This is a genomic window from Bradyrhizobium sp. AUGA SZCCT0283 (genome assembly GCF_018130385.1).
In the GTDB taxonomy this organism is placed as follows: domain Bacteria; phylum Pseudomonadota; class Alphaproteobacteria; order Rhizobiales; family Xanthobacteraceae; genus Bradyrhizobium.
On sequence record NZ_JAFCLU010000004.1, the window covers coordinates 20,396 to 37,568 of the forward strand.

Annotated in this window: 10 protein-coding genes; 8 read left to right on the plus strand and 2 right to left on the minus strand. The window is 63.2% G+C overall.

The features are described 5' to 3' along the window. Window positions 1-16: 16 nt before the first annotated feature. From otnI to JQ624_RS07580, 7 genes are all read left to right on the plus strand, one after another. Complete coding sequence (gene otnI, locus JQ624_RS07550; protein ID WP_212418239.1) at window positions 17-799, plus strand: 2-oxo-tetronate isomerase; 783 nt, start codon at window positions 17-19, stop codon at window positions 797-799. Further along, on the plus strand, window positions 796-2,073 hold the full coding sequence (otnK, locus tag JQ624_RS07555; RefSeq protein WP_212418240.1) for a 3-oxo-tetronate kinase: 1,278 nt from the start codon (window positions 796-798) through the stop codon (window positions 2,071-2,073). The genes otnI and otnK overlap by 4 nt, the downstream gene beginning before the upstream one ends. A gap of 258 nt (window positions 2,074-2,331) precedes the next feature. Further along, entirely contained in the window at window positions 2,332-4,482 is a 2,151-nt protein-coding gene (locus tag JQ624_RS07560) for a methyl-accepting chemotaxis protein (RefSeq protein ID WP_212418241.1), read from the plus strand. A 240-nt stretch (window positions 4,483-4,722) separates the two neighbouring features. Next, window positions 4,723-6,753 (plus strand): methyl-accepting chemotaxis protein, encoded by a 2,031-nt coding sequence (locus JQ624_RS07565; protein WP_249129532.1) that lies wholly within the window; start codon window positions 4,723-4,725, stop codon window positions 6,751-6,753. A 269-nt stretch (window positions 6,754-7,022) separates the two neighbouring features. Next, entirely contained in the window at window positions 7,023-8,723 is a 1,701-nt protein-coding gene (locus JQ624_RS07570; protein WP_212418242.1) for a methyl-accepting chemotaxis protein, read from the plus strand. Between the two features lie 449 nt (window positions 8,724-9,172). Then, entirely contained in the window at window positions 9,173-10,141 is a 969-nt protein-coding gene (locus JQ624_RS07575; RefSeq protein WP_212418243.1) for a helix-turn-helix domain-containing protein, read from the plus strand. Window positions 10,142-10,399: 258 nt separating this feature from the next. Next, window positions 10,400-12,151 (plus strand): methyl-accepting chemotaxis protein, encoded by a 1,752-nt coding sequence (locus JQ624_RS07580; RefSeq protein WP_212418244.1) that lies wholly within the window; start codon window positions 10,400-10,402, stop codon window positions 12,149-12,151. 89 nt (window positions 12,152-12,240) lie between these two features. On the opposite strand, the gene JQ624_RS07585 is transcribed toward JQ624_RS07580, so the two are convergent. Both JQ624_RS07585 and JQ624_RS07590 read right to left on the minus strand, forming a co-directional pair. Then, a complete protein-coding gene (locus JQ624_RS07585; protein ID WP_212418245.1) occupies window positions 12,241-13,755 on the minus strand; it encodes an acetyl-CoA acetyltransferase in 1,515 nt (504 codons plus the stop codon). A 236-nt stretch (window positions 13,756-13,991) separates the two neighbouring features. Beyond that, on the minus strand, window positions 13,992-15,125 hold the full coding sequence (locus tag JQ624_RS07590) for a nitronate monooxygenase (RefSeq protein ID WP_212418246.1): 1,134 nt from the start codon (window positions 15,123-15,125) through the stop codon (window positions 13,992-13,994). 333 nt (window positions 15,126-15,458) lie between these two features. Between JQ624_RS07590 and JQ624_RS07595 the strand changes: the two genes are divergently transcribed. Further along, complete coding sequence (locus JQ624_RS07595) at window positions 15,459-17,120, plus strand: NAD(P)/FAD-dependent oxidoreductase (RefSeq protein WP_283816903.1); 1,662 nt, start codon at window positions 15,459-15,461, stop codon at window positions 17,118-17,120. Window positions 17,121-17,173 lie beyond the last annotated feature (53 nt).

A 17,173-nucleotide genomic window follows, 5' to 3' on the forward strand; every position in this document is an offset into this window, starting at 1 on the left:
AAGAAGGGGACGCTCGATGCCGCATTTTGCCGCCAATCTCTCCATGATGTTCACCGACGTGCCGTTCCTCGACCGCTTCGAGGCGGCGGCAAGAGCGGGGTTTACCGCCGTCGAATTCCTGTTTCCCTACGATCATCCGGCGGAGGCCGTCGGCGAACGGCTGAAAAAGAACGGCCTGACGCAGGCGCTGTTCAATCTGCCGCCGGGCAACTGGGACGCCGGTGAAAAGGGCTTTGCCGCGCTGCCGGAACGCTTTGACGATTTGAAGCGAAGCCTTGAGACGGCGCTTCCATACGCGAAGGCGACCGGTGTCAAGCGGCTGCACCTGATGGCGGGCATTGCCAATCGCAGCGATGCAAAAGCCGTCGAGCAGTTTTATAAATCGGTGGCGTGGGCGGCGGAGTTCTTCGCGCCTCACGGCCTCGACGTCGTGATCGAGCCGATCAATGCCCGTAATGTGCCGGGCTACTTTCTCAACGATTTTGGTTTCGCGCGCGACCTGATCACCGAGCTGAAGATCCCGAACCTGAAGCTGCAGTTCGATATCTATCACTGCCAGATCATCCACGGTGACGTCACCATGCGGCTGCGCGAGATGATGCCGATCACCGGCCACGTCCAGATCGCCAGCATTCCCTCGCGCAACGAGCCCGATGGCGAGGAACTGAACTATCCGTTCCTGTTCACTGAGCTCGATCGGCTCGGCTATGGCGGCTTCGTCGGCTGCGAATATAACCCGCGGGCCAAGACCACCGACGGCCTCGGCTGGTTCAAGCCCTATGCCGGAGTAAAGCCGTGAAATTGTCTTTGGGCTGCATCGCCGACGACTACACCGGCGCCTCCGATCTCGCCAACACGCTGACCCGTCAGGGCCTGCGCACGGTGCAGACCATCGGCGTACCGTCGGACGACCTCGCGCTGCCGGAGGTCGACGCGGTGGTGGTGTCGCTCAAGAGCCGTTCGATCGAAGCCGGTCTTGCCGTGTCTCGATCGCGCGCCGCCGAAAAATGGCTGCGCGGCCGCGGCGCCGGCCACGTGCTGTTCAAGATCTGCTCGACCTTCGATTCCACCGACGCCGGCAATATCGGCCCGGTGATGGACGCGCTGCGCGCCGATTCCGGCGATACGATCGTGCTGGTGACGCCGGCCTTTCCGGAAACCGGCCGCACCGTCTATCAGGGCAACCTGTTCGTCGGTTCCGTGCCGCTGAACGAGAGCCCGCTGAAGGATCATCCGCTCAACCCGATGCACGATTCCAACCTGGTGCGGGTGCTGGCGCGCCAGAGCCGGACCAAGGTCGGGCTGGTCGATCTCGCTACGCTTTCGCGCGGCGTGGATGCCGTTCGCGGACGTCTCGCCGATCTTGCAGGGAAAGGTATCGGCGCTGCTATCGTCGACGCCGTGTTCGACCGCGATCTGGAAACCATCGGCACCGTCGCGCTGGATCATCGCCTGTCCGTCGGCGCATCCGGCATCGGCCTCGGTCTCGCGCGGGCGCTGACAGCCTCCGGCAAGATCAAGTCGAGTTTGGCGGGAGCGGATTCCGGTGCGCCGGTCGGCGGGCCGGCGGCGTGCCTCGCGGGCAGTTGTTCGCAGGCGACACTGGCGCAGATCGCCAACGCCGAAAGGACGATGGCTGTGCTGCATCTCGATCCCGAGCAGATCATTGCAGGTCCTGCAGAGGCGCGGCGCGCGCTGGCCTGGGCCAGCGATCGAATCGGCGACGGTTCGATCCTGATCGCGAGCAGTTCGACGCCGGATCAGGTTGCAGCTCTGCAATCTCGTCATGGCCGCGATGCAGCCGGGCATGCCATTGAGCAGACGATGGCGGATATCGCCGAAGGCCTGGTGCGGTCAGGCGTGCGGCGACTGGTGGTCGCCGGAGGCGAAACGTCAGGCGCCGTCGTCGACAGGTTGCGCATTCCCGGATTCCTCGTCGGCGCAGAAATCGCTGCAGGGGTGCCGGTTCTGCGCGCCGTCGGTGCGGGAGACGGCGAAATGTTGCTCGCGCTGAAATCGGGAAATTTCGGCGGGCCAGAGTTCTTTTCCGACGCGCTGAAGCTGATGCGGTGATCGCGTCGTCGAATCGATCGACTCCCGCGATCGATCCAATCCTTCTGCAATTACAGTAGTGCGGTCAGCCGAGAACTATCTCAGTTTGCGCAACAGCATCGGTATGTCCGTAGTTCAACGTAGTTGCCGTAGTCTTACGGTGCACAATTTAAGGCAATCGGGAAAGTTTGGAACCTACCACAGAGGAGGATGAATCACGCCGCATCGGGCTTGCCGCGGATCACGCAAGAGCAATCCAGGCGTATGGAGGAGCACGAAATGCGCACCAATCTTCCGGTTACCGCCGTCGAGTATCCCATCAGTGACGATACGCTGATTGCGTCGCGGACGGACCTCAAGGGAAGGCTGACCTATTTCAACGATCAGTTTCTCGACGCTGCAGGTTTTTCCGAAGCGGAGCTGATGGGCCAACCACACAACATCATCCGTCATCCGGACATGCCGTCCGAGGCATTCGAAAATCTGTGGGAGACATTGAAGGCCGGCAAGCCGTGGGTGGGCGCGGTCAAGAACCGACGCAAGAACGGCGACTTCTATTGGGTTCTGGCTACGGCGTCCCCGGTTCGGGAAAACGGTCAGATCACCGGGTACACCTCCATCAGGACAAAACTGCCGGCAGACCAGCGCGCGGAAGCCGAGCACGTCTATGCGCTGCTGCGCGAGAAGAAGGCGCACGCCTACAGGATCGACGCGGGCATCATCCGTCGTCGTTCGTTCGCGGATCGCCTCGCGATTTTCACGGGCACGCTGAATGCACGCCTGGTCACCCTGGTTTCGGTCCTCGGATTGTTCCTGCTGGCCATCGGATTGACCGGCCTTCTGGCAACGCGAGACAGCAACAGTCGGTTGAAATCGATCTACGAGGACCGCGCGGTGCCGCTCGCCCAGTTGTTCGAAATCAACGACCGCATGAAGGACAATACGGTTCTGCTTTTCGAGGCAGTTGCGAATGGACGCGCCGGAAAATCGGTCGGGGACGTCGCCGGTCGGGTGTCGGCTAATCTTGAAGCCGTGGGCAAGGTCTGGGGCAACTATATGGCCACCTATCTCACGCCTGAGGAGAAGGGCGTTGCTGACGCCTTTACGCCCAAGCGAATGAACTATGTGGAGAAGGGGCTGAAGCCAGGCCTGGCGCTGCTCGCAGACCGCAAGTACGAAGAATTGGGAGCTCTGCTCTCCGGCCCGGCGCGAGAGCTATACAACCTTGCAAGGGCCGACCTGGAAAAACTGGTGGCCATTCAGGTCAAGGAAGCCAAGATCGAGTACGATACTGCCGAGCGCCAATACGCCATCCTGCTCGGAATTGCGGTCGCCATGCTTGTCCTGGGGATTCTGGTTGGCGGCTTGCTGGGCCGGCAAACTGTCCGGGCCATCGTCCGCCCGTTGCAACGGCTCAACGGTGTGATGCGGAGCGTCACTGAAGGCAAGCTTGACAGTCGCGTCCTGGTCGAGCGCGATGACGAGATCGGGGTGGCGACACGCAATATGCAGACGGTGCAAGCTATCGTGCGCTTCGATCGTGAAGAGTTGAAGAGTACCGAGAAGCGAGCGGCCGTTCAGCGCAAGGCCGAGATGACCAGGCTGGCCGATGGCTTCGAAGGCGCGGTTGGTGAAATTATCGAGACGGTGTCGTCGGCGTCGACGGAGCTGGAAGCTTCGGCCGATACGTTGACGTCGACCGCCGAACGCGCTCAGGAACTCACGACGATGGTGGCTGCGGCCTCCGAAGAGGCTTCCACCAATGTGCAGTCGGTGGCGTCTGCGACTGAAGAGCTGTCCTCTTCCGTCAACGAGATCAGCCGCCAGGTCCAGGAGTCGGCGCGGATGGCCAATGACGCTGTGGACCAGGCCCGCACTACCAACGATCGTGTGAGCGAATTGTCGAAAGCGGCAGCCCGCATCGGCGACGTCGTCGAGCTGATCAACACCATTGCCGGCCAGACCAACCTCCTGGCGCTCAACGCCACCATCGAGGCGGCGCGCGCGGGCGAAGCCGGCCGCGGCTTCGCGGTCGTGGCGTCGGAGGTGAAGGCGCTGGCCGAACAGACGGCAAGGGCGACCGGGGAGATCGGCCAGCAGATATCCGGCATCCAGGCCGCCACCCAGGAGTCGGTGAGCGCGATCAAGGAGATCAGCGGCACCATCGAAAGGCTCTCGGAAATCTCCTCGACCATCGCGGCTGCGGTGGAAGAGCAGGGGGCCGCCACCCAGGAAATCTCCCGCAACGTGCAGCAAGCGGCGCAGGGCACCCAGCAGGTCTCTTCGAACATCACCGACGTGCAGCGCGGCGCGAGCGAAACGGGTTCGGCCTCCTCGCAGGTGCTGGCGGCCGCGCAATCGCTGTCCTCGGACAGCAACCGCCTCAAGCTCGAGGTTGGCAAGTTCCTGGACTCGGTCCGGGCAGCCTGACAACCGATTGGCCACGGACCAACGGCCCGGCTTCCAGCAAGCCGGGCCGTTTCACGTCTGGCGCGAGCTTGCGCTCGCTACACCAAATAAGTGTTCGCGGGTTCAAGCGGAAATTAACCGGTTCTGATTAACCTCTCGGCCAGTTTGGAATTCGCACGCGAAGGTTGCCCTTTCCAGTTTACCTTCAAAAAATTCCGTACACCGGAAAACCGTGCGTCAGGGGAAATTGGGGTCGTCGACATGATCAAGCTCAACCGTATCGGAAACAAACTGGGCTTGGCCGGGGCAGTCGGCGTCTTGCTGGCGACCGGCATGGTGGCCAACCAGATGGTCACCGAATCGAAAATCGAGGAAAGCAGCGAGCGCGCCGCCCGGTCGCAGCAGGTGGCCGACAACTCGCTCGCCGCGCATATCGACCTGCGCAAGATTCAGCTTGCCGCCAGCGCCGTCAGGCTGGCCAGAACCCCCGCCGAGGTCGAAAAGACCATTGCCGATTTGCTGCGCCACAAGGCGAGCGAAGCAATGGAACTGGACGCCGCGCTTGCAACCGCCCAGCGGCCGGACGCCCGGGAGCGGCTGCAGAAGATCAAGGCCTTGATGGACGGTTTTACCGCCGCCGTGGAGGATCTCGCCAAGGCGCAGACCACGCTGCTGGCGCAGATCGAAAAGCGCTCGGTCATCTCGGAGGAATGGACCAAGGCCGTCGATGCCCAGCTGGGTTCGCCGGCCATGGCGAAGCTGGACAATCGCCTCGAGATCGAACGTTTGATGTTTCAGGCCGACGGAAAGGTAAACGCGCTGCGGGCAGCCGCCTGGAAACTCGGCGCCACCGGCGACGCCAACCTGGTCACGGCGATGGGCAAGACCGAGGCCTCGCTGAAGGACGTGTTCAACAAGCTGCGCGGTGAGGCCGACGACCGCGAGTTGTTGGTCGTGGTCTCTAACCTGTCTTCGATCGTCAAGCGCTTCCTCGCCGCCAATGAGGAAGCTGTAAAGACCGAGCAGTCGAAGAACGACATCATCGCCAATCGCACGGTCAGGGCCGCGGCAGATGTCGCCAACCTGATGGAAGAGACGGTCGCTGGCGCGCAAAAGGACGCGAGGATCTCCAAGGACGAGGTCATGGCCGATACCGAGCGCGCCAACCGCATCAACCTGATCATGGCGATCGTCGTCGTCATGTCGCTGATCGCCTCGGTGGTGTTTTCCTTCCTCGGCGTCGCACGTCCGATGACGCGCCTGAACGGTGCGTTGGGCAGGATGGCCGGCGGCGATCTCGACGTCGAGATTCCCGGCGCCGGCCGCGGCGACGAAATCGGCGACCTCGCCAAGACGGTGACCGTCATTCGCGAGAACGCCGAGCACAAGGCGCGCGAGGAAGCCGAAGCCAAGGTCGAGCAGGATCAGGTCGCGGCGCGGCGGCGCAAGGCCGAAATGATCAAGCTCGCCGACGATTTCGAAGGCGCGGTCGGCAAGATCGTGGAAACCGTGTCGTCGGCGTCTACCGAACTCGAGTCCGCCGCCGGCACGCTGACGGCGACCGCCGAACGTGCCCAGGAACTGACCACGATGGTGGCCGCGGCTTCCGAGGAAGCCTCCACCAATGTGCAGTCGGTGGCTTCCTCCACCGAGGAGATGGCCTCATCCATCACCGAGATCGGCCGTCAGGTTCAGGAATCGGCGCGGATGGCCAATGAGGCCGTCGATCAGGCCCGCACCACCAATGACCGGGTCAGCGAATTGTCGAAGGCGGCGGCCCGCATCGGCGCGGTGGTCGAACTCATCAACACTATCGCCGAACAGACCAATCTGCTGGCGCTCAACGCCACCATCGAGGCGGCCCGCGCCGGCGATGCCGGCCGCGGTTTCGCCGTCGTGGCGTCTGAGGTAAAGGCGCTGGCGGAACAGACCTCGAAGGCGACCGGCGAGATCGGCCAGCAGATCACCGGCATCCAGGCGGCGACCGAGGAGTCCGTCGGAGCGATCCAGGCGATCAGCACCACCATCGAGAAGCTGTCGGAGATATCCTCGACCATTGCGGCCGCCGTGGAAGAGCAGGGTGCAGCAACCCAGGAAATCTCCCGCAACGTGCAGCAGGCCGCCCGGGGCACCCAGCAGGTCTCCGCCAACATCACCGACGTGCAGCGCGGCGCCGGCGAGACCGGCACGGCGTCTTCGCAGGTGCTCTCCTCGGCGCAGTCGCTGTCGTCGGACAGTGGCCGTCTCAAGCGCGAGGTCGGCAAGTTCCTGAACTCGGTGCGGGCGGCGTAAGTAGCCGACTGACCGCCAGCCAGATAACCCGCTCCTGAACAAGGGGCGGGTTTTGCCGTTCTGAGTCGGGGGGCAAAGCCGGCTGCAACGTGGTCAGTCCGCATCCTCACACTGAACCACCGCCAAACTTTCTTGGCGCCGGCCGCAGATTCCGGTTAACGGAAACTCGGTATATCTACTGAGTACAAAATTAACGGGAAGAAAGCGGCCGACATATACGATTCCGCGCAATGGGACGGACGACCCCCGTCGTCGCGCGGAGATCACGCATGTTTGGAACGATACGCCTGGCCAGGATGACGGTTGGCCGAAAGATCTATGCCCTCATCTGCCTCAGCTTCATCGGGCTCCTGGGCGGGACCTTTCTCGAATCGCGCGAACTGGCATCGAGCCTCGACCAGCAGAAACAGATCGAGCTGAGGCACCTCGGCGACCTCGCGCTCGGCATCATCAAGGAAGAGCACGCGGCGGCGCAGAAGGGCGGCGTTTCGGACGCCGACGCCCAGAAGCGCGCGATGGCGCGGATCGGCGCGCTCCGCTACGGCAACAACGACTATTACTGGATCAACGACATGCATCCGAAGATGGTGATGCATCCGATCAAGCCGGAAATGAACGGCAACGATCTGTCGAGCTACAAGGATCCGAACGGCAAGCTCCTGTTCGTCGACTTCGTCGATACGGTCAAAAAGGGCGGCTCAGGCTTCGTTCCCTACGAGTGGCCCAAGCCGGGCTTCGACAAGCCGCAGCCGAAATTGTCCTACGTGGTCGGCTTTGCGCCGTGGAACTGGGTCGTCGGCACCGGCGTCTACATCGACGACCTGAAGGCGCAGACCTGGGCTTCGACCCAGCGGTCCCTGATCGTTGCCGGCGCGATCCTGCTGCTTACGCTCGTGGTGTCGATCTTCGTGGCGCGCAGTGTCACCGGCCCGCTGCAACGGATGACGGTCGCGATGAAGGACCTCGCCGGCGGCAACCTTGCCGTCGAGGTGCCCGGCGTCGGACGCGGCGACGAGGTCGGCGAGATGGCCAAGGCAGTCGAGATCTTCAAGAGCAATGCCATCGCCCGTCAGGCGCTGGAGGCCGAGCAGCGCGAGGCCGAGACCCGCGCGATGAGCGGCCGCAAGGCGGACATGAACAAGATGGCCAACGATTTCGAGGCCGCCGTCGGCCAGATCGTCGAAGCAGTATCGTCGGCATCGAGCCAGCTCGAAATATCCGCGGGCACGCTGACCGCGACCGCGGAACGCGCGCAGGAACTCACCACCGCAGTCGCGGCAGCTTCCGAGGAAGCTTCTACCAACGTACAGTCGGTGGCCTCCGCCACCGAGGAGATGGCTTCGTCCGTCACCGAGATCAGCCGCCAGGTGCAGGAATCGGCGCGGATGGCCAATGACGCCGTCGATCAGGCGCGTGTCACCAACGACCGCGTCAGCGAATTGTCGAAGGCGGCAACCCGCATCGGCGACGTCGTCGAACTGATCAACACCATCGCGGGCCAGACCAATCTGCTGGCGCTCAACGCCACCATCGAGGCGGCGCGCGCCGGAGAAGCAGGCCGCGGCTTCGCGGTCGTGGCGTCCGAGGTGAAGGCGCTGGCCGAGCAGACCGCAAAGGCCACTGGCGAGATCGGCCAACAGATCAGCGGCATCCAGGCGGCGACCCAGGAATCCGTGAACGCGATCCAGGCGATCAGCGGCACCATCGAGAAGCTGTCGGAGATCTCGTCGACCATCGCGGCGGCCGTGGAAGAACAGGGCGCCGCGACGCAGGAGATCTCCCGCAACGTGCAGCAGGCCTCGATGGGAACCCAGCAGGTCTCTTCCAACATTACCGACGTGCAGCGCGGCGCCAGGGAAACCGGATCGGCGTCCTCGCAGGTGCTTGCGGCGGCGCAATCGCTATCGGGCGACTCCAACCGCCTCAAGCTCGAGGTCGGCAGGTTCCTCGACTCGGTGCGGGCGGCCTGATCGCGCTGACTGTTTGGTCCGAAGCCGGTTCCGCATGCCGGCTTCGTGCTCGCTGATGATCCGAATCGGGAACTCAAGCTGCCGTGGGCAGATTGTTTTGGCTGCATGAGGAGTGCGAGACATCCGTAGATCGCAAAATTGCGATTGCGGCATGGGCCGACCAATCGCCCTGAGTGAAACTGATGGCGAATGTGGCCAATGAATTTCCGAAATCGGGAAAAATTGGTAAGATGCAAAGGCATCGTGAAGATCTGATGCCAGAAGATCTGATGCCATGTGTTCTGCGTCAATGAAGATGGGCCAGGACTCAAGACGCTTCATCCAATGGCTGGGCGCATCGAGGCGCCCTCCCGCCATGGTCAAGTTGCGCGCATGTTCCCTCTCAATTCCGGCTAGCGTTTTTTTTCGTTGTTGCGACGATCGCTACCGACGGCTCGGATGACCGCCGCGTGTCGTTGCTTGATGAACTAGTTGACTCTGACTTCGTGAAGATCAGCCGGTCTCCGGATTTCGATCATTTCCGGAGCATCGAAGGATTGGGCGAGGCAAGCAGCATTCCACTCGATTGCCGGGGTTTCGCCGCTTCGTTCGCATCGCTGAGGCTGAAGGCCTGCACGATCTATCTGCAGCGGACATTTCCGCGAATCCTTCAGATACAATATTCCACGGCCGGGGCGATCGTCGGCCTGATGATGGACGATGCGGCTTCGCTGATCCTGAACGGTGTGGAGGCCCGCGCGCCGGCATTCCTGCTGGTCAAAGGCACCGCGAAATGTGAGATCGTGGAGCAGCAGGCCAATCTGGTCGCCTTGGTGAATTTCGATTCCGTCGATGATCGCGGCTGGCCGGGCGAGCCCGACCGCGCTCAGGTGATTGCGACGGAACCTGCCAAATTCGAGGCGCTTCGCACGACGTTGCGCGATGTCCTGAAGCTCGCGTCGCATTCGCCCGATACACTCGTTCAGCCTGATGTGATCGAGAGTATTGAAGAATCGATCCTGCAGGCGGTCGATCTGGTGATGGCTGCGGCATCGCCGGCGTCCGAAGCCAAGCGCCTGAGCCTGAGCCACTATCTGGCGCTGGTCCGCAAGTTCGACGAGTTCGTCGCCGTCAACGCCGGCAAGACGCTGTACAGCGCCGACGTGGCACGACAGCTTGGGGTCTCGGTCCGGACGCTGCATAACGCCGTGGTTGCGATTCGCGGCATGAGCATGCATCGTTATATGCGGCTGCGGCGGCTGTGGAGCGTGCGTCAGCAATTGCTGCGGGGGGCGTCGCTGCAATCGATCAAGGCGGTCGCGCTCGTGAACGGCTTCTGGCACATGGGCGAATTCACTTCGCTGTATCGCGAGTTGTTTGGCGAAACGCCGCAGCAGACGTTGTCGGCGGCGCGGAAGCCGCCGGGCGAGCCGTCGTGAGTCCGGCGAAGCGACGCGGGATTGCGTATTTCTACGAATTGCGCATCCCGGCTGGCTTAGGCCCTGATTAACCATCGTATGGAACGCTGGCGCGTATGAGTGTCGCTCTGTGGCGAAGCCGCTGCAGGAGCCCTTCGTTCGCAACGAACCGGCTCGTCCGATTGTCCGGCCCGGCGCTTTTCAACCGTGATCCCGCTGCGCGGGAAACAACGGCATCGCTGCGATTCACTGACGCTGCTGCTTTCAAGGACGCCCATCATGTCGAGCATCACCCGCTTCGTTCTGAATCTATCCATCGTCGCCAAGCTCGGCATCGCCTCGGGCCTCGGCGTCCTGCTCGTCGCCACGATGGTGATCGTTCAGATCCGGTCCAACGCGGCGATGCGCGATCTCGACGCTCGCATGGCGGCGCAACAGACGATCGCGCGAGATGCGGTGGATGCCAAGGCGTCGATCCGCGGCATGCAGATTGGCGTGCGCGACCTTCGCCTCGTAAGCAATCCGGCAGATATGCAAAAGGCGAATGACTATCTCGCTGCCCGTCTCAAATCGGTGAACAAATTCGCCGACGAAATGTACAAGCTCTCCAATTCAGCCGAGAACCGTGCTCGCATCGAGAAGCTCAAGGCGCGGGCGGAAGATTATTCGAAGGGCGCTCAGCAAATCGCCGCCGTTCGCAGTGAGGCGATCGCTGCGGCAGGTGGCGGTGCTGAAGCCGGCGCGAAGATTGCGAAGCTGAACGAGGAAGCCGTCCGCATCGCCCGCGAAATCACTTTGCCGATCGCCGCCGACCTTGAACCGCTCGCGAACCAGATCGCCGATTTTGCCAAGCACGGCGTGGAAGAGCAGGCCGCCCAGGCCGCCCGCGAAATGGCAATGGCTGAATGGGAATCCATGGCTTTGGGTATCGGCACGGTTCTGTTGCTGATCGGCACCAGCATATTCTCCTTCTTCACGATCGCGCGTCCGATGCGCGCGCTGAGCGTATCGATGGAAGAGCTCGCCGGTGGCAATTTCGCGGTGGTGCTGCCGGGGCTTGGCCGCAAGGATGAACTTGGCGCGGTCGCCGCCGCCGTCGAGAAGTTCAAGGTCGTCTCGGAACAGAAGGCGCGCGAGGAGGCGGAAGCCAAGATCAAGCAGGATCAGATCGCGGCCCAACAGCGCAAGGTCGAGATGGTCAGGCTTGCCGACTCCTTTGAGGCCGCCGTGGGCGAGATCGTCGAAACCGTGTCATCCGCTTCGACCGAACTCGAAGCCTCGGCCAGCACGCTGACGGCGACCGCCGAGCGCGCGCAGCAGGTGACGACCATGGTGGCCGCGGCTTCGGAAGAGGCTTCCACCAACGTGCAGTCGGTGGCGTCGGCGACGGAAGAGCTGTCTTCTTCCGTCAACGAGATCAGCCGCCAGGTGCAGGAATCGGCGCGGATGGCCAATGAGGCTGTCGACCAGGCCCGTCATACCAATGGCCGCGTCAGCGAATTGTCGAAGGCGGCCGCCCGCATCGGCGACGTGGTCGAACTCATCAACACGATCGCCGGCCAGACCAATCTGCTGGCGCTCAATGCCACCATTGAGGCCGCGCGTGCCGGTGAAGCCGGCCGCGGTTTTGCCGTCGTGGCCTCTGAAGTGAAGGCGCTCGCCGAACAAACTGCAAAGGCCACCGGCGAGATCGGCCAGCAGATTACCAGTATCCAGGGCGCGACCCAGGAGTCGGTGAATGCGATCCAGGCAATCAGCGGCACCATCGAAAGGCTGTCGGAGATCGCCTCGACAATTGCGGCGGCGGTGGAAGAGCAGGGCGCGGCGACGCAGGAAATCTCCCGCAACGTGCAGCAGGCCGCTCAGGGCACCCAGCAGGTCTCCTCCAACATCACCGACGTCCAGCGCGGTGCCAGCGAGACCGGCTCGGCCTCCGCGCAGGTGCTTTCGGCGGCCCAGTCGCTGTCGAGCGACAGCAACCGTCTCAAGCTCGAGGTCGGCAAATTCCTGGATTCCGTGCGGGCGGCCTGAGATGGGCCGGACGCTTCCAAAACAAGGGAAGGGGTAGGATTACTCTTTCGTCATGCCGGGACAAGCCCGGCCATGACGGAGCAGGGCTGTCAGCCCGCCCGCCACTCCAGCACGCCATCTTCAGCGGTCACGATTGCGCCGAGCGATCCCACCGGCGTGCGGTCCATGTTCAAGAGGCGCGCAAGCGTCTTCTCGTCATTGGCGGGGACGCGGGCCAGCGCCCGCGCGTCGGCCTCGGTGCGCAGCATCGCCACGCCGTGCTCGACTTCGCCCTTGCCCTTGTAGAGGACGGTGAAGCTCTCGACCTTGCCCTTGCCTGAAGCTTCGGTGACAAAGTCCGGCACCCTGCGGCGATGGCGGTCGGCTTCGGCCTGGACGCTGGTGTCCTGCTCGAGGGCCTGCTTCGGCGCTTCGCGCGACAGCACCAGTCCGTGATGCTTGGTGACGAAGCCGCCCTGGCCGTAGAGCAGGCCGAGCTTGCCGCTCTTGCGCAAGCTTCGCACCATCGCGACGGCTGCGTGCGTCATATAGGTGTTGAGCGGCGCGCCGAAGAAGGTGAGGCCGCCGGTTACCGTCGGCTGCACGTCGGGCCCAAGGCCAAGCGTCCGCCGCGCCATCTTGGGCACGCAGGGAAAGCAGCTGTAGAGCTCGATGGCGTCGAATTTCTTGCCGTCGCCTTCGACCAGGTCCATCACCGCCTTCAGCACGGCATTCTGCGGATGGCTTTCATAGAACTGGTCGCGGACGAGGTAATCACGCGGCTCTTCCGCCGAGGCGCCGCCGATCGGATAGATCAGGCGATCCTCGGGGACGCCGGCCGCACGGGCCTTCGCCAGCGACGTCAGCAGCACCGCGCCGCCCATGTTCACGGTTGGATTGGCCACCATCAGCTTTGTATAGGGCCAGGCGATCAGACGGTTTTCCGGTGTGGGCGTGGTGATCTCATCCGGCGCAAAACGCTTCTTCAGCCATGAATTTTCATTCTCGGAAGCAACGCGCGCGTAGGTCGACCACAGCGCGCCGGATTCCGCCAGTGCCTCGCGCGGGGTCTGGCCCCAATGCGCCGATGTCGCGGACTCATACAGCGGATAGACCGTAATGGGGCGGAACACGCCGAGCTTCACCGCCATCGGCTTCTGGAACGCCGCGCCGCGCTTCGGCTCCTCGACGTCATGGGCGAACGGCGTCCATGGCAGCGCGATGCCGCCGCGCTCGGCCTTGGTTGCGGTGGATTGCGCCTCCGCACCGCAGACCACGGCCACGCTGCATTCACCGCGCGCGATGCGCTTGGCCGCTTCGTGGATGTAGCGGATCGGGCTCTCGCCGCCGACCGGGCCGTAATAGCAATGCGCCGGATTGGCGCCGAGCCGCGCGGCGAGCTGCTTCTCGGGATCGCGGTAGCGCCAGCTCAGGAAATTGACGACATCGAGCGAGCCGAGCTCGCCGAGCAGTTTTGCCCCGCTGTCCGCTTCCGCGCGCCGTACGGCTTCCTCGAGCAGCGCCAGCGGCTCGAGGCCGGCGGCGACGTCCTTTGGCCGGTCGGCGATTTCGCCGACGCCGACGATGACGGGAATGCGGTTTTCGGGGAGGGGGGTGTTCGACATTTTTTCTTTCTTTGCCTTCAACGTGCACAGACCTCATCCTGAGGAGCCGCGAAGCGGTGTCTCGAAGGATGGGCCACGGGCCTCATGGTTCGAGACGGCGCTTCGCGCCTCCTCACCATGAGGAGAGAATCGTAGGGTGGGGCAAAGGCGCGCCAGCGTCGTGGCCACCAACTAGCTTCTTGCTCGAAAAAATGGTGGGCACGCTTCGCTTTGCCCACCCTACGAGATTTTCGCCATCACTCCTCCATCAGCGCATTCATATGCTCCACCGCGTCGGCAAAATCTTCCTTGAATTCCTGCACCACGGCGCCGGCCGATTTCACGCTGTCGATCAGGCCGACGCCCTGGCCGACAAAGTACGTCACGAGGTCGCGCGCCTGCGCATTGCCGGCGGCGGCGGCGCGGTCGATCGAGTTGAAGGCGTCGCGGCTGATGATGCTCTGCAACGGCATCGGCAGCGCACCGGGACTGTCCGGCCCGCGGTCCCACGCATCGGTCCACACCGAACGCAATTGCCGCGCCGGCTTTCCGGTGCGGCCCTTGGAGCGCACCGCGTCGCGCGAGGAGGCCGCGATCATCTTCTCGCGGAAGATTTCGGTGGTTTCAGACTCCACCGTCGCCAGCCACACCGAGCCGGTCCACGCGCCGGCGGCGCCCATCGCCATGCAGGCCGCCATCTGCCGCCCGGTCATGATGCCGCCGGCGGCCAGCACCGGCACGTCGCGGATCGGCTTGATCGCCTTGATCACCTCGGGCACCAGCACCATGGTCGAAACCTCGCCGCAATGGCCGCCGGCCTCGGTGCCTTGCGCGACAAGAATATCGACACCGGCCGCGACTTGCCGCAACGCATGCTCCTTGGAGCCGACGAGGGCCGCGACCGGCACGCCGTGCTTGCGGCCCATCTCGATCATCTGCTTTGGCGGCACGCCGAGCGCATTGGCGATCAGCTTGATCGGATGGCGGAAGGAGACGTCGAGCACGTCGAGCGCGCGCTGCGCGTCGAACGGCTGCGGCTGGTTGTCGGCGACGCTGGTCGTCGTCAGCTCGACGCCGTATTTCTTCAGCAGGTTGCGGGTGAAGTCGCGATGCTGCGGCGAGATCCGCGCTTCCAGGCTTTTCCAGGTGACGTCCTTTTCACCCGCGGTCGAGATGTTTTCCGGGATCAGCACGTCCAGCCCATAGGGCTTGCCGTCGACGTGATCGTCGATCCACTTCAGTTCCTGCTCGATCGTTTCCGGTGAATGCGCGGTGGCGCCCAGCACGCCAAAGCCGCCGGCGCGGCTGACGGCCGCAACCACGTCGCGGCAATGGCTGAAGGCGAGTAGCGGAAACTCAATTCCCAGCATGTCGCAGATCGGCGATTTCATGGTTGTTGCTCCCTGTGGCGGCCGCGGGCTAGCCGCTCATTGTTGGTTTTGATTGGCGGTGTTGAACCGACGCTAGCCCACGGATGGTATGCATGCCAAGCACCCTCTCAACCCTCATCCTGAGGAGGCCGCATCGCGGCCGTCTCGAAGGATGAAGGCCCCGACTGTGGCCTCATGGTTCGAGACGCGCAAGATGCGCTCCTCACCATGAGGAACGGACATTCCACCTCGCAAAATATGCAAGGCCAGCCCGCCGATTTGCGTCTTGCGCTTTGGCGCTACGGGAGGAATGCTGCTTGCCAAATCAAAGAGAATATCAGGGAGCCCGCCTTCATGTCCGCCATGCCTTCCGTTACCGCCAAACCGAACGAGGCCTACGACGTCGTCGTGGTCGGTGCGGGCTTTGCCGGCATGTACATGCTGCATCAGTTGCGCGGGCAGGGGATGTCGGCGCGCGTCTTTGAGCAGGGCTCGGGTGTCGGCGGCACCTGGTACTGGAACCGCTATCCCGGCGCGCGCTGCGACGTCGAGAGCATGCAGTATTCCTATTCGTTCTCCGAGGAGCTGCAGCAGGAATGGGACTGGAGCGAGCGCTACGCACCGCAGCCGGAGATTCTGAAATACGCCAACCACGTCGCCGACCGCTTCAACCTGCGGCCCGACATCCAGTTCAACACCCGTGTCGATAGCGCTGTGTTCGACGAGACCACCTCGCTGTGGTCGGTCACGACATCAGACGGCAAGACGGTCGCCGCAAAATACGTCGTGCTCGCCACCGGCTGCCTGTCGAACGCGCGGATGCCCGACATCAAGGGGCTCGATCGCTTCAAGGGCAAGGTCTATCACACCGGCCACTGGCCGCATGAAGAAGTCGATTTCATCGGCCAGCGGGTCGCCGTCATCGGCACCGGATCGTCGGCGATCCAGTCGGTGCCGGTCATTGCCGAGCAGGCGAGCCGGCTGACGGTATTCCAGCGCACCGCAAACTTCTCCATTCCTGCCCGCAATGCGTCGCTCAGCGAGCAGGAACGGCAAAAATTCCGCGACAACTATCCCGAGATCAGGCGCTTTGCGCGCGAGGTGGCCAAGAACGGCATCTATACCGAGATGCCCGATCGCGGCGCGCTCGACGATGGCGACAACGAGCGCCGTGCGAAGTATGAGGCGCGCTGGAATCGCGGCGGGCTCACTTTCATGTCGGTCTACAACAATCTTGCGCTCGACAAGGCGGCCAACGACACCGCCGCGAATTTCGTCCGCGAAAAAATCGCCGAGATCGTCAAGGACCCGGAGACGGCAAAGTTGTTGCAGCCGAACAATCATCCGATCGGCTCCAAGCGGATCTGCATCGACACCGATTATTTCGCAACCTTCAATCGTCCCAACGTGACGCTGGTCGACATCAGGTTGAACCCGATCGAGGAAATCACTGAGAATGCCGTGCGCGTGGCTGGCAAAGACTACGAGGTCGATGCGCTGGTGCTGGCGACCGGTTTTGACGCCATGACGGGGTCGGTGGCGAAGATCGATATCAGGGGTCGCGGTGGGCAGACGCTGAATCAGAAATGGTCGGCGGGCCCGCGCACCTATCTTGGCCTGATGAGCGCGGGTTTCCCCAATCTCTTTGTCATCACCGGTCCGGGCAGCCCGTCGGTGCTGTCGAACATGATCGTCTCGATCGAGCAGCATGTCGACTGGATCACCGACTGCATGGCCTATATGCGCGATCGCGGCCTCGACACGATGGAGGCGGCGGTCGACGCCGAAGACAAATGGGTCGCCCATGTCAACGAGGTCGCCTACACCACGCTCTATCCGCAGGCGAATTCCTGGTACATGGGCGCCAACGTCCCCGGCAAGCCCCGGATATTCATGCCCTATATCGGCGGCGTCGGCCCCTACCGTCAGATCTGCAACGATGTCGCGGCCAAGGGCTATGAAGGGTTCGTGATGGCGGGCGCAGAGCCCGTTCAGAAACGTGCTGCGTCATCCTAGCCATCGTCATTGCAAGGAGCGTAGCGACGAAGCAATCCATCTATCCGCGCGCT